The 18,755-nt window shown below is 71.2% G+C and carries 17 protein-coding genes and 1 pseudogene; 10 read left to right on the top strand and 8 right to left on the bottom strand.

Annotated features, from left to right (window positions below; translation table 11 throughout):
* Positions 1-59: 59 nt before the first annotated feature.
* The 3 genes from BM342_RS03270 to BM342_RS03280 are packed head-to-tail and all read right to left on the bottom strand — an operon-like array spanning position 60 to position 2,450.
* A complete protein-coding gene (locus BM342_RS03270) occupies positions 60-854 on the bottom strand; it encodes a DivIVA domain-containing protein (protein WP_092964070.1) in 795 nt (264 codons plus the stop codon).
* Positions 851-2,044 (bottom strand): globin domain-containing protein, encoded by a 1,194-nt coding sequence (locus BM342_RS03275; protein ID WP_092964071.1) that lies wholly within the window; start codon positions 2,042-2,044, stop codon positions 851-853. The genes BM342_RS03270 and BM342_RS03275 overlap by 4 nt, the downstream gene beginning before the upstream one ends.
* Positions 2,045-2,048: 4 nt before the next feature.
* Positions 2,049-2,450: a group I truncated hemoglobin gene (locus tag BM342_RS03280; RefSeq protein ID WP_092964072.1), complete on the bottom strand. Its 402-nt coding sequence runs from the start codon at positions 2,448-2,450 to the stop codon at positions 2,049-2,051.
* Between the two features lie 139 nt (positions 2,451-2,589).
* Here BM342_RS03280 and BM342_RS03285 point away from each other — a divergent pair, with 139 nt between their 5' ends.
* Together BM342_RS03285 and BM342_RS03290 are read left to right on the top strand one after the other, a co-directional pair.
* Positions 2,590-2,823: a hypothetical protein gene (locus BM342_RS03285; RefSeq protein WP_092964073.1), complete on the top strand. Its 234-nt coding sequence runs from the start codon at positions 2,590-2,592 to the stop codon at positions 2,821-2,823.
* Positions 2,824-2,876: 53 nt separating this feature from the next.
* Positions 2,877-3,347, top strand: coding sequence for a YdeI/OmpD-associated family protein (locus tag BM342_RS03290; protein WP_255368479.1), 471 nt, complete (start codon positions 2,877-2,879; stop codon positions 3,345-3,347).
* Between the two features lie 55 nt (positions 3,348-3,402).
* Here BM342_RS03290 and BM342_RS03295 read toward each other — a convergent pair whose 3' ends face one another.
* Positions 3,403-4,107, bottom strand: a complete 705-nt coding sequence (locus BM342_RS03295) for a DUF5995 family protein (protein ID WP_092964074.1) — start codon at positions 4,105-4,107, stop codon at positions 3,403-3,405.
* 152 nt (positions 4,108-4,259) lie between these two features.
* On the opposite strand from BM342_RS03295, the gene BM342_RS03300 reads away from it, so the two are divergent.
* On the top strand, positions 4,260-5,342 hold the full coding sequence (locus BM342_RS03300) for a LacI family DNA-binding transcriptional regulator (protein WP_092964075.1): 1,083 nt from the start codon (positions 4,260-4,262) through the stop codon (positions 5,340-5,342).
* 10 nt (positions 5,343-5,352) lie between these two features.
* On the opposite strand, the gene BM342_RS03305 is transcribed toward BM342_RS03300, so the two are convergent.
* Positions 5,353-5,946: a TetR/AcrR family transcriptional regulator gene (locus BM342_RS03305; RefSeq protein ID WP_143109745.1), complete on the bottom strand. Its 594-nt coding sequence runs from the start codon at positions 5,944-5,946 to the stop codon at positions 5,353-5,355.
* Between the two features lie 245 nt (positions 5,947-6,191).
* On the opposite strand from BM342_RS03305, the gene BM342_RS03310 reads away from it, so the two are divergent.
* From BM342_RS03310 to BM342_RS03335, 6 genes are all read left to right on the top strand, one after another.
* Positions 6,192-7,931 (top strand): CocE/NonD family hydrolase, encoded by a 1,740-nt coding sequence (locus BM342_RS03310; protein ID WP_092966445.1) that lies wholly within the window; start codon positions 6,192-6,194, stop codon positions 7,929-7,931.
* A 123-nt stretch (positions 7,932-8,054) separates the two neighbouring features.
* Positions 8,055-9,683: an aldehyde dehydrogenase family protein gene (locus tag BM342_RS03315; RefSeq protein ID WP_177232041.1), complete on the top strand. Its 1,629-nt coding sequence runs from the start codon at positions 8,055-8,057 to the stop codon at positions 9,681-9,683.
* A gap of 209 nt (positions 9,684-9,892) precedes the next feature.
* Complete coding sequence (locus tag BM342_RS03320) at positions 9,893-10,612, top strand: L-ribulose-5-phosphate 4-epimerase (RefSeq protein ID WP_092966447.1); 720 nt, start codon at positions 9,893-9,895, stop codon at positions 10,610-10,612.
* Complete coding sequence (locus BM342_RS03325) at positions 10,609-12,243, top strand: xylulokinase (RefSeq protein WP_092964078.1); 1,635 nt, start codon at positions 10,609-10,611, stop codon at positions 12,241-12,243. Before BM342_RS03320 ends, BM342_RS03325 begins: the two co-directional genes overlap by 4 nt.
* A gap of 29 nt (positions 12,244-12,272) precedes the next feature.
* The gene (gene araA / locus BM342_RS03330) at positions 12,273-13,796 is read left to right on the top strand and encodes an L-arabinose isomerase (RefSeq protein WP_092964079.1); all 1,524 of its coding nucleotides are present in this window, start codon (positions 12,273-12,275) and stop codon (positions 13,794-13,796) included.
* On the top strand, positions 13,797-14,726 hold the full coding sequence (locus BM342_RS03335) for an aldose 1-epimerase family protein (protein ID WP_177232042.1): 930 nt from the start codon (positions 13,797-13,799) through the stop codon (positions 14,724-14,726). It begins immediately after the preceding gene.
* Between the two features lie 104 nt (positions 14,727-14,830).
* Here BM342_RS03335 and BM342_RS03340 read toward each other — a convergent pair whose 3' ends face one another.
* Positions 14,831-15,103: a hypothetical protein gene (locus BM342_RS03340; protein ID WP_092964080.1), complete on the bottom strand. Its 273-nt coding sequence runs from the start codon at positions 15,101-15,103 to the stop codon at positions 14,831-14,833.
* A gap of 22 nt (positions 15,104-15,125) precedes the next feature.
* Here BM342_RS03340 and BM342_RS03345 point away from each other — a divergent pair, with 22 nt between their 5' ends.
* Positions 15,126-15,656: a MarR family winged helix-turn-helix transcriptional regulator gene (locus BM342_RS03345; protein WP_092964081.1), complete on the top strand. Its 531-nt coding sequence runs from the start codon at positions 15,126-15,128 to the stop codon at positions 15,654-15,656.
* Between the two features lie 25 nt (positions 15,657-15,681).
* Here BM342_RS03345 and BM342_RS03350 read toward each other — a convergent pair.
* Together BM342_RS03350 and BM342_RS03355 are read right to left on the bottom strand one after the other, a co-directional pair.
* Positions 15,682-16,741 (bottom strand): annotated as a pseudogene (locus BM342_RS03350) (DNA polymerase IV).
* 104 nt (positions 16,742-16,845) lie between these two features.
* On the bottom strand, positions 16,846-18,720 hold the full coding sequence (locus tag BM342_RS03355; RefSeq protein ID WP_092964082.1) for an alkyl/aryl-sulfatase: 1,875 nt from the start codon (positions 18,718-18,720) through the stop codon (positions 16,846-16,848).
* Positions 18,721-18,755: the final 35 nt, after the last annotated feature.

Genomic DNA, 18,755 nt, shown 5'->3' on the forward strand with positions numbered 1-18,755 from the left:
GCCGGGGAGCGCCTCGGGGAACGGCGACCGCGCATCGCGCGGTCGCCGTTCCTGCGACGTCACGGACTGACGTAGGTCTGCCGCTGGATCGTCGGCTGCGGGGGCACCGCCGGCAGCCAGTTCGGCTCCTCGTCGGGGAACTCGTCGTCGGGGAGGTCCTGCGACGGGGGGAACGCCGAATCCTCCGACGCCGCGGCGCCCGGTGCGGACGCATCCGCGACCTCGGGATGCGGCAGCGTGCCGAGGCGATCGACCTGCTCCGTCAGTGCATCGAGCACCGAGCGCAACTGGATCTGCGCGACCTGCGCGTAGGTGCGCACGAACTCGATCTCGGGCATCGACGGCAGCGCGATGCTCCCCGTCGCCGTGGTCGGCTCTGCGGCTGCCGAGGCGGCCGAGGCGGCCGAGGCCGCCGCGGCAGCGTTCGCGTTGCGCTCCTGCGTCTCGCGGTACTGCGTGCGTGCCGTGAGCACGAGGTCGCGCGCGTACGCCTCGGCGTCGGCGACCGCCTTGTCGGCGATCATCTGGGCCTGCGAGAGCAGGCCGACGGCGCCGAGCGCGACCTCGTTCTCGAGGTCGGCGGTGTCGGTGCTCCTGAGCCTCGTGTTCTCGGCTCGGAGCTCGGCGAGCGCCCGACGGTCCTCGTCGAGCGCCGCGTGGACCTCGGCGATCGTCTGAGCGAGATCGGCCACGAACGCGTCCACCTCGGCCCGGTCGTATCCGCCGATCGGCCTCGTCGCGAAGGTCACGTCGCCACGCTCGGGCAGGCGCGAGACGGCGGCCACGAGGCCGCCTTCGGGAGCCGGCGGGCGGGGGATCTGCAGGTCTTCCTCTTCGTCTTCCCACATGGTCATCGGGTACTTCCCATCGGTTGTTCGGCCAGCGACGACGGCTGCACGGCCGCGGCCGACTGGCCCTCCTCGAGGTTGGCGAACCGCTCGAACCGGATGTCGGGCGCGGGCACGCCCAGATCCCGGAGCGCGGCGGCCGCATGGCGCACCATCGACGCCGACCCGCACACGATGGCCAGCGCGCCGGGCGAGACCCCGAGCTCGGTGACCGCGTCGCCCACCAGGCCCTTGCGACCCGGGTAGCTGGGGTCGTCGGAGACGACGGGCGTGTAGTCGAACCACGGGCGACCGCTCAGGCTCTGCATGAGACGGTGCTCGTACAGGTTCCACGGAACCCGTGCGCCGTGGAACAGGTGCACCCGCGGTGCGGATCCGGTCGCCTGCCACTGGAGGTCGATCCGCTCGAGATGGGCCCGGAGCGGAGCCAGGCCGGTTCCGCCGGCGATCATGACGAGATCGCGACCGCGGTCGGCCTCGTCGAGGGTCAGCTCCTGGCCGACCGCGGAGCCGAGGCGCAGCACGTCTCCCACCTTCAGGCGCCGCACGACGGCGCTCGAGACCTGTCCGCCCGGAACGAGCTGCACGTGGAACTCGATCGTGCCGTCGGCCCGCGGCGCGTTCGCCGGGCTGAAGTAGCGCCACATCCGCGGGGTGTAGGGCGTCTCGACTGCGAACGACTGGCCCGGTTCGAACACGAGCTCGGGCTCGGGGCGCACGTGTACGACCGCGATGTCCATGCTGCGGCGCTCGACGCCGATGACGTGGCCCTCCCATGCGGGCGGGCTGCTCAGCTCCGATTCCTCGGCGGCCTGCACCATCGCGGTCGCGATGACGCCGTACGCCGCCGCCCAGTCGGCGGCGAGTTCGGGAGTCCAGAGTTCGCCGAGGAAGTGCTTCAGCGTGGTGAGCAGCGAGAGCCCGACCGCGTCGTAGTGCTCGGCGATGACCTCGAATCGCCGGTGATCGCGGCCGAGCTGCTGGATGAACGCGGTCACCTCATCGAGCTGGTCGACGTTGGACACGATGCGTCCGAGCGCGCCGACGAGCCGGTCGCGCTGGGTGGCCATCGCGACCGGGAACATCGCCCGCAGCTCGGGGTGCGTGTAGAAGAGGTGCGAGTAGAAGAAGAGCGGCACCTCGTCGCCGAGCGTCTCGGCCAGCGACCAGGTGTGCTTCAGCGCGGCGGTGTCCACGCCGTCAGGCTTGCGTCGAAGCGACCTCGACGATGTCGGGCTGGGTCGCCGCGACCGCACCCACGGTGCGGTCGATGATCTCGGACGGAACGCCGGCCTCGGTCAGTGCGGTGATCAGGTGGCCGGCGACGGCGCCGAACTCCTCGGCCGTGATGCCCATTCCGGAGTGCGCCGCGCGCAGCTCGCGCCCCTCGTAGGCGACCGGGCCGCCCATGACCTGCGACACGAGCGCGACCTGGTGCCGCTTCAGGCGCGCCATCTCGGTGCCCTCGAAGTGCTTGGCCAGCAGGTCGTCGCCGAGCACGAGCTCGTAGAACCGGTTGACGACGGCGGTGACCGCCGGTGCGCCGCCCACGGCCGCATAGTCGCTCTGGGCAGGTTCGGTCTGAAGATCGAGGGAAGTCATGTCGGGTGTCCATTCAAGTAGGGGGGTTTCGGGACTCCCCTTTCCTAGCAGAAGGGAATCGATCAGACCAATGCTTTTCCAGGATGTCGCCACGGGCAGCGGGCCTTCGCGCGGTCGCGGTCGCGACTAGGCTGGCCGGATGGAACCCGGCATTGTCTTCGCCCTCGCGTGGGCGGTGCTCGCGCTCGTCGGGGGTGTCCTGCTCGTCGTGCGACGCCGCTGGCTCGCCGACACCATCACCGCGGAGCGCCAGTCGACCGTGGCGCGAGCCGGGGCCCGCGGTCCGAGCCCGAGGGTCTTCCTGATCGTCGGGCTCGTCTTCGCCGCGATGGGCCTGTTCATCATCGTCTGGTGGGCGTCCGCCGCCCTCTGACCCGGCCGAGTCCTGAGATCGAGCCCCGAGATCGAGCCCCGAGGAGGCAGTCGATGGTGGAGTTCCGAGCGGTGGTCGAGCCGCAGCAGAAGATGCACGGGCTCGAGGTGCCGGAGGCCGCGGTCGAGGCGTTGGCCGGCGGCAGGCGCCCGCGCGTGACCGTCACCGTCAACGGGCACTCGTGGGAGACGCGCGTCGCGATCATGCTCGGACGCAACCTCATCGGGCTGAGCAACGCCAACCGGGAGGCCGGTCGGCTCGTCGTCGGCGAAGAGGTCGACGTTCGCCTCGACCTCGCTGCCGAGCCGACCGAGGTCGAGGTTCCCGATGATGTCGGCGCGGCGCTCGACGCCGAACCCGGCGTGCGGGAGCGGTTCGACGCCCGCACCGTGAGCCAGCGCCGCCAGTCCGTCCGGGTCATCGACCAGGCGAAGACCGAGGCCACGCGCGAGCGACGCATCGCGAAGCTGGTCGAGGAGCTCGGGGGCGGGCTCGACGGCGCGCCGGAGCTCGCCGCGGAGTAGTCGCGGGCGGCTGCCGCGACATCCGCTCGCCTGCTCGATGCGGAGCCGAGCCGACTCAGTCGGCCGGATCGAAGCGCACCAGCAGTTGGCGGCTCACGAGGCCGACCGTGCCGGCCAGGGCGCGCGCCGAGGACTCGGGCACGAACGGCAGGTCTCGCACGGCCCAGAGCGTGAGCGTGGTCGCCCATGCCGCGTCGCGGGCCTTCTCCATCGAGAAGTTCGTGACGAGGTCGGCCAGCGGTGAGAGCGGTGCTCCCGCGCGCACGACCTCCTGCTCGAGGAACCCCTGCCGGATCGGGCGCACGAGTTCGGCGAGCACGCCGTTGATGCGGTCGAAGTCGGCGTGCACGGTGCCGCGGTTCGGGTCGAGGCCGCGCCGTTCGCAGGTGTCGACGACGGCCAGCGCCAGGTCGTGGTTGATGTGCGCATTCATGCCGGCGAGGGCGTACTGCAGCGGGAAGAGGCGCGCGGCGCGGCGATCGATCAACGGATCCCACGCCTTCGGCACGGGCCTGCCCGCGGCGATCGCCCGCGGCACGGCGAGGAAGTAACCCGCGAAGACCACGTCGAGCTCCTCGATGAACGGCGGATCGTCGAACCGGCCCTCCGCGACGCGCTGCCCGACGAGGGCCGTGACCTTGCGGTACATGTCGACGAAGACCGCGAGGCCATCCGAGGCGCGCAGCGGCCGCCGCACGCGGTCGAGGTCGGCGACGACCCGGCCGATCGGGGACGCCGGATCAGGTTGAGGCTTGCTCATGTCCGCATCCTATGGGCGAGCGGGAGGAGCGCACAGGGTGCTGGCCCTGACCTCTGCGGTCGGCCGTTCAGCGACAGCCGTCGGCCGTCCGCCGGTCGGTTACGCTCGGGTTCGAGACGGGACGAGACGAGACGCGGAAGGACGGGGCGGACATGCAGGCATCCGGCATCGAGCGCTCGTCCGGCGAGCCGCAGGGCCCCGCCTCCGCACGTGCGGCCGGTGTCCGCGACGTCGCCGCGCTCGCCGGAGTGTCGCGCCAGACCGTCTCGCGCGTGCTGAACGAGCATCCGCAGATCAAGGAGTCGACCAGGCGTCGGGTCATGGACGCGATCGCCGAGTTGCAGTACACCCCGAACTTCGCCGCCCGGGCGCTCGGCACCAGGCGGTCGCGCACGATCGGCGTGCTCGCGTCGGACTCGCGCCACTACGGTCCGTCGACGAGCATCGCCGCGCTCGAGGCCGCCGCGCGCGCGGCCGGGCACTGGGTGAGCACGGCCTACGTCGACTCGGCAGACCTCGGGTCGGTCTCGGCCGGCATCGCGCACCTGCGAGGGCAGGCCGTCGACGGCATCGTCGTGGTCGCGCCGCACGTGCGCGTGCTCGAGGCGCTCGACGAGCTGCGTGTGGACGTGCCGGTCGTGACGCTGCTCGCGGGTGGGCGGGGCGTCAGGGGCGACGGCGGCGACCGCAGCCCCGCGGTCGACCAGGTCGAGGGTGCCCGCATCGCGACGCGTCACCTCGTCGAGCTCGGGCACACGCGCATCGCGCACCTCGCAGGCCCGTCCGACTGGCTGGAGTCGAGCTCGCGCGAACGGGGATTCGAGCTGGAGCTCGCCGCGCACGGCCTCGAGCCGGCCGCGATCGTGCGCGGCGACTGGTCGGCCCGATCGGGCCACGACGCCGGCGAGGCGCTGCTCGGGGATTCGGCTGCCGAACCGCCGACGGCCGTCTTCGCCGCGAACGACCAGATGGCGCTCGGCCTCATGCGGTACGTGCGCGAGCACGGCGGCGACGTGCCCGGCTCGCTGAGCCTCGTGGGCTTCGACGACATCCCCGATGCCGAGTACTTCTGGCCGCCGCTCACGACCGTGCGGCAGGACTTCGACGAACTCGCCCGCCGCGCGGTCGCGGCGCTCGTCGAACGACCCGAACGGCCGGATGGGGCGGATGCCGCGGCGGACCGTCCGATGCTCGTGCCCGAGCTGATCGTGCGCGAGTCGGCCGCGCGCCGCTGAGCAGCGGCGGTCAGAGCCGCTCGAACACCGCGGTCATGCGCTTCGCGACGAGCTCGGCATCGACGTCGCGGTCGATCGTGAGCCGCACGAGGTACCCCTGCACCGAGGTCAGCAGGGCGTCGGCGATCGCCTCGGCGGCCGCCTCGGGCCGGGCCCTCGTGCGCTCGTCGCGTGCGGGGTCGCCGCACCACGGGAGCAGTGCTTCGCGCACATGGGAGCGCAGTTCGACGAGACTGCGAGAGGCGATCTCCTCGAGCTCGGGGTCGCGCGGCACGTCGGCCCAGATCTGCAGCAACGACTGCGCCCGGTCGGAGCGGTGGCTGGCCTCGAGCAGGTGCGCGAGCACGACCGCGGGCGTGCGCTCGGCGGGCAGCCCCTCGCTCACGGCCGCCAGCAGTTCGCGCATCGCGCTCGAGGCGGTGTAGCGCACGAGCTCGGCCTTGCCCGCGAAGTGGGAGTAGACCGAGCCGGCCGAAGACCCGGCCTCGGCGATGATGTCGGCCATCGAGGTGCCGGCGAAGCCGTTGCGGGCGAAGCAGCGCATCGCCGCAGCGGCGATGGCCTCGCGCCGCTGCAGCTTCGTGGACTCGTTCAGTCTCGGCATGCTCGGCGACCCGTCACGCTCGGCCTCCTCGGTGGTGCGGCGCGGTTCGCCGACTCGCGTCCATCGTGTCACGGGCCGTCGGCGTCGAGGTCGAGGTGCCCGACGACCCGCAGCGAACTCCCAGTCAAACAGAATGAATGTTCCGTATGATGATCTCGACCGGGCGGCACGACCATCCGGCCCCCGATAGAACGGACCGAATCGCAGCCCGCCATCGGATGAACCGAGAAGAGGAGCTCACCCTCATGAGCGAAGTCCAGAAGATCACCATCCCGTCGAGCCCGCTGCCCCCCGCGCGCACCGGGGTGCTCACCCCGTTCGAGCCCGGCACCCGCACGCTCGAGGCCGGCTTCCAGATCGCCCCGCAGTTCAAGCCGCTGCCCGTCGACGTCATCTTCGAGAAGGACGTCGCGATCACCCTCCGCGACGGCGTCACGATCTACACCGACGTGTTCCGGCCCGTCACCGACGAGCCCGTGCCGGTCATCGTGGCGTGGAGCCCCTACGGCAAGGCGCAGGGCACCTCGCTCAGCGTCATGGGCGTGTTCGGCCTGGTCGGCATCCCGAACTCGGTCGTCTCGGGCCTCGAGAAGTTCGAGGGCGCCGACCCGGCCTACTGGGTCGAGCAGGGCTACGCGCTCTGCCATCCCGACATCCGCGGCGTCGTCGACTCCGAGGGCGACAGCGTGCTCTGGGACCGTCAGGACGGCCGCGACGCGTACGACGTGATCGAGTGGCTCGCCGAGCAGGACTGGTGCAGCGGCAAGGTCGGCATGAGCGGCACCTCCTACCTCGCCGTGTCGCAGTGGTTCGCGGCCGCCGAGCAGCCGTCGCACCTCGCGGCCATCAACCCGTGGGAGGGCGTGAGCGACGTCTACCGCGACCTCGTGAAGCGCGGCGGCATGCCCGACACCGGGTTCGCGCGCCAGCTGCAGACGGGCAGCTTCTTCGGCAAGGCCGGCAAGGAGGACATCCTCGCCGAGGTCGAGGCGTACCCGCTCGTGAACGAGCTCTGGGAGCACAAGATCCCCGAGTTCGACCGCATCACGGTGCCCGCCTACGTCGTGGCCAGCTATTCGAACACCCTGCACACGGCCGGCACCTTCCGCGCCTGGCGCCGCATGGCCTCCGAAGAGAAGTGGCTGCGCATCCACAACACCCAGGAGTGGCCCGACTACTACGACGAGGGCAACGTCGACGACCTGCGCCGCTTCTTCGACCGCTACCTCAAGGGCGTCGACAACGGGTGGGAGCAGACCGCCCGAGTGCGCTACTCGGTGCTCGACCTGCAGGGCGGCGACCAGGTGAACCTCGAGGCCGAGAGCTTTCCCCCGGCGGATGTCGCGTCGACCCGGTTCTACCTCGACGGGCGTTCGCGCACGCTGACCACGACGGTGCCGACGGATGCCGCGACCGCGTCGTACGTCGTCGGCTCGAACCCCGAGGCGGTGTCGTTCCTCGCCCGCTTCGACGAGGAGACCACGCTCGTCGGCTATCCGAAGGCCCACCTCTTCGTCGAGGCGCGCGACGCTGACGACCTGGACCTCTTCGTGCTCGTGCAGAAGCTCGACGCGCACGGCACGCCGCTCGAGGCGTTCACGGTGCCGAACCAGGGCGCGATGGCGCACGACCTCACCGACCACGGTGCCACGATCCTGAAGTACAAGGGCTCCGACGGCCGCCTGCGCGTCTCGGCGCGGCACCTCGACGAGACGCTGTCGACCGACGACGTGCCGGCGCACGCCTTCGACCGGGTCGAGAAGCTCTCGCCCGGCGAGGTCGTCGAGATCGAGATCGACCTGCTGCCGGTCGGCCTCGCGTTCCACGCCGGCCAGCAGCTGCGGTTCGTCGTCAGCTCGGCGAACCTGCTCGGCACGATGATGCCCGGCATCCGCGAGTACGTCGGCGAGAACCGCGGCGAGCACGTGATCCACACGGGCGGCGAGCGCGCCTCGTACCTGCAGCTGCCCGTGCAGGCGCGCTAGGGCCGCGCGAACTCCCGGGCGAGGCAGCGGCCGCCTGCCCCGCCTCGCCCGGGCTTCACGGGCCGACGTGCCCGGAACGACGACAGGCGTAGTCTGGCGAGCATCGCCGGGGAGGGGTGCCGCATGGTCCAGGAACGCGGTGAGGCGGCGCCGGTGCGTCGCATGGAACTCCGGCGGCGGCGAGCGGGGCTCGCGGACCCCCTGCCTCCCGCGGAGATGCCGCACCTCACCCGGTACGTCACCGACGGCCGCCCGGAAGCCGCACCCGACGGGTCGAGCGTGGCCGACGGACTCCGGTTCGCCGAAGCGGCATCCGACCGCATGGCGATGTTCTTCTACCCGGCGCCGACCCCGGGCGCCGTGGCCGAGCTGGCCGACGCCTGGCACCTGCATCCGCTGCTCGTCGAAGACCTGCTGCACGCGCACCAGCGACCCAAGCTCGACCGCTACGGCGACGTGCTCTTCCTCGTCGTGCGGTCGGCGCGGTACCTCGACGAGTCCGAGGAGGTCGACTTCGCGGAGTTCCACATGCTGGTGCGCCCCGGCGCGGTCGCGGTGCTCTGCCAGGACAAGCGGTGGATCGATGGTACCGACGGCACCGACTTCGACGAGAGCGAGGTGATGAGCTCCGATCGCCGGGAGCGCACCCTCCTCGCCGATGCGCCGCTGCTGCGACTCGGACCCGAGGCCGTCGTCTACCGACTGCTCGACGCGATCGTCGACGGCTACGCGCCGGTGCTCCAAGGGCTCGCGGTCGACAAGGAGCAGATCGAGCGGCAGGTCTTCAGCGGCGACGCCGCCGTCGCCGAGCGCATCTACCGGCTGAGCCAGGAGGTGATCGACATGCAGCACGTCACCGCCTCGATGACGGAGGTGCTCGATGCGCTGCGCAAGGGCTTCGGCAAGTACGACATCCCCGACGAGCTGCAGGCCTACCTCGAATTCTTCGAGAGCCCGGCGGTGCGCTGCATCAACTTCACCGGGTCGGACCGCACGGCCCGCATCCTCGGCGAGCGGGCCGGGCGTTCGCTCAAGCGCATGGTGCTCGAGCTCGGCGGCTTCAACCCGGTCATCGTCCTCGACGACGCCGATATCGACGAGTCGATCAAGGCGGTGACGTTCGGGGCGTTCCTGCACCAGGGTCAGGTCTGCATGAACTCCCGCAAGGTGTACGTCGCCCGGTCGCTCCACGACGAGTTCGTCGCGGGGCTCGTCGATCGGGTGCGGTCGCTGAAGACCGGCGATCCGACGGATCCTGCGGTCGTCATCGGCCCGCTGATCGACGACCGCGCGGTCGAGCAGACGGAGGCCAGGGTGCGCGATGCGCTCGATCGCGGAGCGACCCTCGTCACCGGCGGGCGCGCCGAGGGGCGCGTGTACGAGCCCACCATCCTCACGCACGTGCCGTCGGACGCGATCTGCACGACGGGCGCCGACGAGACGTTCGGCCCGTTGCTCGTGGTCGAGGCCTTCGACGACCCCGAGGCGGCCTTCCGCGATGCGCAGGCCACGCGCTACGGTCTCAGCGCGTCGATCATGACGCGGGATCGGGCGCGGGGCCTGGATCTGGCGCAGCGCTTCGACACCGGGATCGTGCACGTGAACGCGCCGACCATGGCGAGCGAGGCCGCCCTTCCGGTCGGCGGGGTCAAGGACAGCGGATGGGGCAGGTCGGGTCACTACTCGATCGAGGACTTCACCGAGATCCGTCTGACGACGACGAGCAGCGGACCGGGCGTGTATCCCTTCTGACCCGGTTCGGCCCGGGGCTCGCGGATTGACTCCGAGCCTCGGCCGAGGCAGAATGTGACCGGTCACAGTGGCGGATGCCGCGACCGGTCGCAATGGAGGACGAACGCCGTGAGTGCAGCACCCCGGGCATCGATGCCCGACCGAACCGCAGAGCCCGCCCGGTGTCGGACCGCATCGGATCGCAGTACCGTTTCAGGCGTGGTGACGGCATGAGCGACACGACCCCGGCCTTCGATCCCGAGACCGAACTCGCCATCGCCCGCGTCCGCGCAGACGTCGCGAAGTTGCATGCGGAGTTGACGCGGTACGGCTTGGTGGTGTGGACGGGTGGCAACGTGTCGGGTCGGGTGCCGGGTGCGGAGTTGTTCGTGATCAAGCCGTCGGGGGTGTCGTATGACGATCTGGCTCCGGAGAACATGATCCTGTGCGATCTGGACGGCAACGTGATCGAGGGAACTCCGGGTGCTGAGCGGGCTCCGTCGTCGGATACGGCGGCGCATGCGTACGTGTATCGGAACATGCCCGAGGTCGGGGGTGTGGTGCACACGCATTCGACCTATGCGGTGGCGTGGGCGGCGAGGCATGAGCCGATCCCGTGCGTGATCACGGCGATGGCCGATGAGTTCGGTGGTCCGATCCCGGTGGGTCCGTTCGCGATCATCGGTGACGACTCGATCGGTCGGGGCATCGTGGAGACCCTGACTGGTCACCGCAGCCGGGCGGTGTTGATGGCCAATCATGGGCCGTTCACGATCGGTGCGTCGGCGAAGGACGCGGTCAAGGCTGCGGTCATGGTCGAGGATGTCGCCCGCACGGTGCACCTGGCACGTGAGGCGGGCCCGTTGGTCCCGATCCCGCAGGAAGCGATCGACCGGTTGTACGACCGGTACCAGAACGTCTACGGACAGAGCGGAGATGCCCGACGATGAGCACCGAACCCCAGGGCCCCGAAGCGGATGCCGCGCGCGCGGCCATCCTCGAGGGCCGCACGTCGCTCGGCATCGAGCTCGGCTCGACCCGCATCAAGGCCTGCCTCGTCGACGCCGACGACCCGACGCACGTGCTCGCGGTCGGCAGCCACGAGTGGGAGAACGAGTTCACCGCAGATCGCCGGTGGAGCTACTCGCTCGACGCCGTCTGGTCGGGCCTGCAGGCCTCGTACGCCGATCTCGTCGCCGACGTGCGCCGCCGCTACGACGCGACGCCCGAGACCTTCGGCGCCATCGGCGTCTCGGCGATGATGCACGGCTACCTGGCGTTCGACGCGCAGGGCGAGCTGCTGGTGCCGTTCCGCACGTGGCGCAACACGTCGACCGGGGCGGCGTCCGCCGAGCTCAGCGAGCGCTTCGGCGTCAACATCCCGCTGCGCTGGTCGATCGCCCACCTGCATCAGGCGGTGCTCGACGCCGAAACGCACGTGCCCGACATCCGCTTCGTGACGACCCTGGCCGGGTACGTGCACTGGAAGCTCACCGACCGCAAGGTACTGGGCGTCGGCGATGCCTCCGGCATGTTCCCGATCGACGCGGCGACGCACGACTACGACGCCGCGCTCGTCGCCGCGTACGACGCGCTGGTGGGCGATCGGCTGCCGAAGCCGCTCGTCGAGCTGCTGCCCCAGTCGCTCGAGGCGGGCGTTCCGGCGGGCGTGCTCACCGCAGGCGGCGCGGCCCTGCTCGACCCGACCGGCCGGCTCAAGCCCGGCGCGCTGCTCTGCCCGCCCGAGGGCGACGCCGGCACGGGCATGGTCGCGACCAACTCGGTCGCTCCGCGCACCGGCAACGTCAGCGCGGGCACGAGCATCTTCGCGATGGTCGTGCTCGAGCGCCCGCTCGAACACGCGCACCACGAGCTCGACCTCGTGACCACGCCCGCGGGCGACCCGGTCGCGATGGTGCACTGCAACAACGGTGCGAGCGAGCTGGCGGCCTGGGCCGGCGTGTTCGGGCAGTTCGCCGCGGCATCCGGAACCCCGATCGACTCCGACGCCGTGTTCGAGGCGCTGTTCGCCGCCGCCCTCGAGGGCGAGGCCGACGCGGGCGGACTGCTCGCCTACAACCACCTCGCGGGCGAGCCCATCGCCGGACTCGACGAGGGGCGTCCGCTCGTCGTGCGCACGCCCGACAGCCGGCTCACCCTGCCGAACTTCATGCGTGCGCAGCTGTACGGCGTGTTCGGCACGCTCGCGCTCGGCATGCGCGTGCTCGACGGCGAGGGCGTCGAGCTCGACCGCATGTTCGCGCACGGCGGCATGTTCCGCACGGCGGGCGTCGCGCAGCGGTTCCTCGCCGGAGCGCTCGACGCGCCGGTCGCCGTCGGCGAGACCGCCTCGGAGGGCGGTGCGTGGGGCATTGCGGTGCTCGCGTCGTACCTCTCGGCCGCGAGCGCGCACGACGGGCACGCGATCGACCTCGGCACCTACCTGAACGACCGCGTCTTCGCCGACGCGGGCGTCACGACCGCCGATCCCGAGCCGACGGATGTCGCCGGCTTCGCCGCCTACCTCGATCGCTACCGGGCCGGCCTCGCCGCCGAGGCCGCGGCCGTCGAAGCGCTCTGACCTCCAGCTCCCACCAGAAGGAAACGAACATGACCCGCACGCCCCTGAACACCTCGCTCGACCAGTACGAGGTCTGGTTCCTCACCGGCAGCCAGCACCTCTACGGCCCCGAGACCCTCGCACAGGTCGCCGAGCAGTCGGAGGCCATCGCCGCGACGCTCGATGCGGCATCCGACGTGCCCGTGAAGATCGTCTGGCTGCCCGTGCTGACCGACTCGGCCGCGATCAAGCAGGTCGCCCTCGAGGCGAACGCCGCCCCGAACGTGATCGGCCTCGTCGCCTGGATGCACACGTTCAGCCCGGCCAAGATGTGGATCGCCGGTCTCGACGCGCTGCAGAAGCCGCTCGCGCACCTGCACACGCAGGCGAACGTCGAGCTGCCATGGGCCGACATCGACTTCGACTTCATGAACCTGAACCAGGCCGCGCACGGCGACCGGGAGTTCGGCTACATCCAGACCCGGCTCGGCGTGCCCCGCAAGACGATCGTCGGCCACGCGAGCGACCCGGTCGTGCAGCAGCAGCTCGGCACCTGGCAGCGTGCTGCGGCCGGCCTCGCTGCGAGCCGCGACCTGAAGCTCGCGCGCTTCGGCGACAACATGCGCTACGTCGCCGTCACCGAGGGCGACAAGACCGAGGCCGAGCTGCGGTTCGGCGTGCAGGTCAACACCTGGGGCGTCAACGAGCTCGCCGAGGCGGTCGCCGCGGCATCCGAGGCCGAGATCGACGAGCTCGTCGCGGTCTACGAGACCGAGTACGACGTCGTGCCCGAGCTGCGTAAGGGCGGCGAGCGCCACCAGTCGCTGCGCGACGGCGCCGCGATCGAGATCGGCCTGCGCTCGTTCCTCGAGGAGGGCGGCTTCGGCGCGTTCACCACGTCGTTCGAGGACCTGGGCGAGCTCAAGCAGCTGCCGGGCCTCGCGGTGCAGCGCCTCATGGCCGAGGGCTACGGCTTCGGCGCCGAGGGCGACTGGAAGACCGCGATCCTCGTGCGCATCGCGAACGTCATGGGCGCGGGCCTGCCCGGCGGCGCGAGCCTCATGGAGGACTACACCTACGACATGACCCCCGGCGACGAGCTCATCCTCGGCGCGCACATGCTCGAGGTCTCGCCCTCGCTCACCTCCGCCAAGCCCACGCTCGAGGTGCACCCGCTCGGCATCGGCGGCAAGGACGACCCCGTGCGCCTCGTCTTCACGGCCGACCCCGGCCCCGCCGTCGTCGTCGCGATGAGCGACATGCGCGACCGGTTCCGCCTCACGGCCAACGTCGTCGAGAACGTGCCGCCGCGCGAGTCGCTGCCGAACCTGCCCGTCGGCCGTGCCGTCTGGAAGCCGGCCCCCGACTTCCGCACGAGCGCCGCCGCGTGGCTCACCGCCGGCGCCGCGCACCACACGGTCATGTCGACCGCGGTCGGCATCGAGGTGTTCCGCGACTTCGCCGAGATGGCCGAGGTCGAGCTGCTCGTGATCGACGAGGAGACCACGCTGCCCGGCTTCAAGCACGAGGTGCGCTGGAACCAGGCGTACTACCGTCTCGCGCAGGGCCTGTAAGTGGGAGCCGAACTCGCGCTCTCGGGGCACCAGCACACCATCGCCGCGCACGGATACGAGGCGACCATCGCCAGCATCGGAGCCTCGCTGCGTTCGCTCACCTTCGAGGGCCGCGACCTCGTCGTGCCGTTCGAGGCCGACGAGGTGCGCCCGGCGTACCGCGGCGTGACCCTCGTGCCGTGGCCGAACCGCGTCACCGACGGGCGCTACCGCTTCGGCGGCGTCGACGAGCAGCTGCCGCTCACCGAGCCCGACCGCGGCCACGCGCTGCACGGGCTCGCGGCGTGGCTCGACTTCACGCCCGTGCTCCGCGAGAGCGCGCGCGTCGTGCTGACGGCCACGATCGAGGCGCAGGCGGGCTACCCGCACCGCGTCGAGATCTCGGTCGACTTCCGCGTGGACGCCGGCGGCCTGCACACCACGGTCACCGCCACGAACGTGGGGCCGGATGCCGCGCCCTACGGCACGGGCCCGCACCCGTACCTCGTGGCGGGCGACGGCCTCGTCGACGACTGGACGCTGACGCTGCCTGCGGCCGAGGTGCTCGAGGTCACGCCCGACCGGCTCATCCCGACGGGACTGGCCGCGGTCGACGCGCCCCGCGACGGCGGATCGTTCGACTTCAGGATGCCGCGGCGCATCGGCTCGACCGAGATCGACCACGCGTTCACGGGCCTCGCCTACGACACGGCCGGTGCCCACGGCGCCGTCCAGGTCACGGTCACCGCCGACGACGGCCGCGGCGTCGGCATGGCCTGGGGGCGCGAGTGCCCGTGGGTGCAGGTGCACACGGCCGACGGCAGCGGGCGCACCGGCCTCGCGGTCGAGCCGATGACCTGCCCGCCCGACGCGTTCAATTCCGGCACCGACCTGATCGTGCTCGAACCGGGTGCTTCGAGCTCGGCGCACTGGACGATCTTCGGCATCTGACGCGAATCGGCCCGGCTGGGGCTCGGCCGGTCACCGCCCTTCGACGAGGGTGGTGGTCGACCCGGCTCCAGCCGGGCCGTTCGCGTGTCAGCGGTGCTGCGGCGCTAGCCGGCAGTGGGGCAGTGCACCTGCGTGCGCTCGCCCGAGCGGTCGATGCGGTGGTCGGCCATGAGTCCGCCGCAGAGCGGGCACCGCGGGTCGGCGGGCGGCACGTAGGGCGCCTCGGGTCGGCCGATGCCGACCTGGGCGGGGCCGGTGAACCGGAAGATCATGCGATTGAAGGCGTTGTAGAAGCCTCGCTTGCCGAGGAACGGGTTCAGCGGGTTGAGCCCGCGTTCGGGCGTCCATTCCGCCGCGTCCTCATTCTTTCGTGCCATAACAATTAGTATACTAACGAATATGGATGCCGCCGCCACCGAAGCCAGAACCGAACCAGACGGCCCGGCGCGCCCGGCCGACGCGGCCGAGGTCGTCGACCCGCTCGCGCTCGACCGCCAGCTCTGCTTCGCGCTCGCCGTCGCCTCGCGCCTCGTGATCGGCACGTACAAGCCGATCCTCGAGCCCATGGGGCTGACGCATCCGCAGTACCTCGTGATGCTCGCGCTGTGGGAGCACGAGCCGCTCGCCCTCGCCGACATCGCCGGCCTCGTGCGCCTCGAGCCTGCGACCCTGTCGCCCCTCGTGAAGCGCCTCGAGGCGGCGGGCCTCGTCACGCGCGAGCGGTCGCCGCACGACGAGCGCCAGCTCGCGCTCCGCCTCACCGACGACGGCCGCCGCCTGCGCGAGCAGGCCGAACGCGTGCCCGAGCAGGTCGTCGCGGCGCTCGGCGTCGAGGTCGACGAGCTCGTGCACCTGCACGCCGAGCTCTCGGGCCTGATCCAGCGCATCAGCCCCGACGACGCGCGGATGCGCGTGGCGACCCGCTCGTAGCGGGTCCCGGCCGAAGCGGGGCGCGTCACCACCCGCCGCGGGTCGGCGTGTGCCCGTCGCGGGCGTCGTCGGGCATGGGCATCTCCGCCCGGAGCCCGAGCAGTCGGATCGGCCTTCCCTGCTCGATCCGGTCGGCCGCGAACCGCTGCACGCGCGCCAGCACCTCGCCGCGATCGGAGGTCTCGGGCACCTTGCGGCTGAACGTCTTCGTCAGGAAGGGCGCGTACCGCACCTTCAGCGTGAGCCGCATCACCGGGCGTTCCCTCGGCGGCGACGTCGTCGAGCACCGCTTCGGCCAGCACCCGCAGCGCCGCCTCCACCTCGACGGGCTCGACGAGGTCCTGCTGGTAGGTCGTCTCACGGCTGTGGCCGCGGGCGACCCATTCGGTGTCGTCGACCACCCGAGAGCCCTCACCCTGGCCGAGTTCGCGATACCAGGGCCCCATGCGCGGCCCGAACTCGGCGACGAGCGGGTCGAGCTCGGCCGCGGCGAGTTCGGCGACCGTCGAGATGCCGAGCGCCGTGAGGCGCTTCGAGATCTTCGAGCCGACGCCCCACAGCTCGATCGTCGGCCGATGGCCCATGACCTCGAGCCAGTTCTCGGCCGTCAGTCGGAACACGCCCTGCGGCTTGCCGAACCCGGTGGCCACCTTTGCGCGAACGAGCGTGTCGCCGATGCCCACGCTGCAGTGCAGTCGCGTGCGCTCCAGCACCGCCCGCCGCACCGCGTCGGCGTACGCCTCGGGGTCGTCGGTGTCGACGCCGAGGAATGCCTCGTCCCAGCCGAGCACCTGCACGGTCGCCCCCGGCTGGTCGCGCAGCGTGGCCATGACCGCGGCGGATGCCGCGGTGTACGCGTCGTGGTCGACCGGGAGGATCACCGCGTCGGGCGCCTTTCGCGCCGCGATGCGCAGCGGCATGCCCGAGCCGACGCCGAAGGCGCGTGCCTCGTACGATGCCGTCGAGACGACGGCTCGCTCGGTCGGGTCTCCGCGGCCGCCGACGATCACCGGGAGTCCGGCCAGTTCGGGGCGCCGCAGCACCTCGACCGCAGCGATGAACTGGTCGAGGTCGACGTGCAGCACCCAGGCGGCCACGCACCCAGTCTGCCGTGCCGCCCGGCGATGGCGCGAGGCGGGGCGCCGACCGGATCGGTCGACGCCCCGCGACATCCGCAGCCCCGAGCGGGCTACGGTGTGATGATGTTGAACGTCGTGTCGCCGGGGTCGAGCACGCCGAGCAGGGCCTGGAGCGTGCCGGGGTCGCCCGTGATCTCCACCCCGGGACTGGTCGTGTCGCCGCCTGCCGCGAGTTGGATGAGCCGCGCCTTGGTGAGCGTGAGCGTCGTGTCGGCGTCGTCGGCCGCGGCCCGCTGCTCGTGGATCAGCACGCCGTTGTGGAGCGAGAGGCGGTAGTTCGCGTCGAGGTCGGTGACGGTGACATCGATCGCGAGGGTGAGATCCCAGGCCTTGGGGCCGTCGATCGAGAGCGCCAGGGAGTCGAACAGCTGCTGGGGCGAGAGCTGCGCGAGCACTGCCGGAGCGGACGTCACGGTCGGGGTGCCGAAGTTGCCCTCGCGCAGCTCGGTCGCGCCCGACAGGAAGAAGTCGCGCCAGGTGCCGTTCTCGCTGCCGTAGGCCAGCTGCTCGAGCGTGTCGGCCTGGAGGTCGCGCGCACCGGCGTGGCCGTCGTCGGTGAAGATCGCGTAGTCGAGCAGCGTCGCGGCCCAGCGGAAGTCGCCCTCGTCGAACGCGGCCTTCGCGAGCTCGACCACGCGGTCGAGGCCGCCCATGGCCTCGACGTGCCGCTTCGCGCCCTCGGACGGGGTGTGCTGCCAGAGCCGAGCGGGGTTGCCGTCGAACCAGCCCATGTAGCGCTGGTAGATCGCCTTGACGTTGTGGCTGATCGAGCCGTAGTAGCCGTGGGTGTTCCACGAGTTCTCGAGGGCCGGGGGCAGCTCGATCATCTCGGCGATCTCGGCGCCCGTGTAGCCCTTGTTGAGCAGGCGCAGCGTCTGGTCGTGCAGGTAGGCGTAGAGATCGCGCTGCGTCGAGAGGAACTCGACGATCTCCTCGGACCCCCAGGTGGGCCAGTGGTGCGAGGTGAATGCGACGTCGCTGCGGTCGCCGAAGTCGGCGATGGCCTCGGTGAGGTACTGGCTCCAGACGTGCGGGTCTCGCACGAGCGCACCGCGGAGGGTGAGCAGGTTGTGCAGCGTGTGGGTCGCGTTCTCGGCCATGCAGAGGGCGCGGTACTTCGGGAAGTAGAAGTGCATCTCGGCGGGCGCCTCGGTGCCCGGCGCCATCTGGAACTCGATCTCGATGCCGTCGATGACGTGGGTCTCGCCGGTGGTGGTGATGTCGAGGTTCGGCACGACGATGCCGACCTCGCCCGTCGAGGTCGTCTGGCCGAGACCGGCGCCGACCTGCCCCTGCGGTCCGCGCTCGAGCGCCGCTCCGTACATGTAGGCCGCTCGGCGGGCCATGGCCACGCCCGCGTAGACGTTCTCCTCGACCGCGTGCTCGAGGAAGCCCTCAGGCGCGATGACGGTGACCTTGCCCGATGCCGCGTCTTCGGTGGATGCGACGGCGAAGACGCCCCCGAAGTGGTCGACGTGACTGTGCGTGAAGATCACCGCGACGACGGGGCGCTCGCCGCGGTGCTCCTGGTAGAGCGCGTAGGCCGCTGCGGCCGTCTCGGTCGAGATGAGCGGATCGATGACGATGACGCCGTTGTCGCTCTCGACGAAGGTGATGTTCGAGAGGTCGAAGCCGCGCACCTGGTAGATGCCCTCGACGACCTCGAAGAGGCCGTGCTTGGCGACGAGCGTCGACTGCCGCCAGAGGCTCGGGTTCACCGAGGTGGGGGCATCGCCTTCGAGGAACGCGTACGTGTCGGCGTTCCAGACGACGGACCCGTCGGCGGCCGTGATGACGCCCGGGTCGATCGTGCCGAGGAACCCGCGGTCCGCGTTCTCGAAGTCGGCGGTGTCATCGAACGGAAGGCTCTCGAGCAGCGCGCGATGCGCCTGCTCGATGGCCGGGGTGACGGGCTTGTGCTGCATGGCGACGAGTGCTCCTTCTCATGAAGACGACGTGC

Origin of the sequence: Agromyces sp. CF514 (genome assembly GCF_900113185.1) — a bacterium.
Classification (GTDB): domain Bacteria; phylum Actinomycetota; class Actinomycetes; order Actinomycetales; family Microbacteriaceae; genus Agromyces.

What these genes read in the sequence shown, in the direction of transcription:
- BM342_RS03345 (WP_092964081.1), top strand. Translation starts at nt 15,126, where the DNA reads ATGGATGCCGCCGCCACCGAAGCCAGAACCGAACCAGACGGCCCGGCG.
- BM342_RS03290 (WP_255368479.1), top strand. Translation starts at nt 2,877, where the DNA reads ATGGTGGAGTTCCGAGCGGTGGTCGAGCCGCAGCAGAAGATGCACGGG.
- BM342_RS03295 (WP_092964074.1), bottom strand. Translation starts at nt 4,107, where the DNA reads ATGAGCAAGCCTCAACCTGATCCGGCGTCCCCGATCGGCCGGGTCGTC.
- BM342_RS03310 (WP_092966445.1), top strand. Translation starts at nt 6,192, where the DNA reads ATGAGCGAAGTCCAGAAGATCACCATCCCGTCGAGCCCGCTGCCCCCC.
- BM342_RS03325 (WP_092964078.1), top strand. Translation starts at nt 10,609, where the DNA reads ATGAGCACCGAACCCCAGGGCCCCGAAGCGGATGCCGCGCGCGCGGCC.
- BM342_RS03305 (WP_143109745.1), bottom strand. Translation starts at nt 5,946, where the DNA reads ATGCCGAGACTGAACGAGTCCACGAAGCTGCAGCGGCGCGAGGCCATC.
- BM342_RS03355 (WP_092964082.1), bottom strand. Translation starts at nt 18,720, where the DNA reads ATGCAGCACAAGCCCGTCACCCCGGCCATCGAGCAGGCGCATCGCGCG.
- BM342_RS03270 (WP_092964070.1), bottom strand. Translation starts at nt 854, where the DNA reads ATGACCATGTGGGAAGACGAAGAGGAAGACCTGCAGATCCCCCGCCCG.
- BM342_RS03315 (WP_177232041.1), top strand. Translation starts at nt 8,055, where the DNA reads ATGGTCCAGGAACGCGGTGAGGCGGCGCCGGTGCGTCGCATGGAACTC.
- BM342_RS03300 (WP_092964075.1), top strand. Translation starts at nt 4,260, where the DNA reads ATGCAGGCATCCGGCATCGAGCGCTCGTCCGGCGAGCCGCAGGGCCCC.
- araA (WP_092964079.1), top strand. Translation starts at nt 12,273, where the DNA reads ATGACCCGCACGCCCCTGAACACCTCGCTCGACCAGTACGAGGTCTGG.
- BM342_RS03285 (WP_092964073.1), top strand. Translation starts at nt 2,590, where the DNA reads ATGGAACCCGGCATTGTCTTCGCCCTCGCGTGGGCGGTGCTCGCGCTC.
- BM342_RS03340 (WP_092964080.1), bottom strand. Translation starts at nt 15,103, where the DNA reads ATGGCACGAAAGAATGAGGACGCGGCGGAATGGACGCCCGAACGCGGG.
- BM342_RS03280 (WP_092964072.1), bottom strand. Translation starts at nt 2,450, where the DNA reads ATGACTTCCCTCGATCTTCAGACCGAACCTGCCCAGAGCGACTATGCG.
- BM342_RS03320 (WP_092966447.1), top strand. Translation starts at nt 9,893, where the DNA reads ATGAGCGACACGACCCCGGCCTTCGATCCCGAGACCGAACTCGCCATC.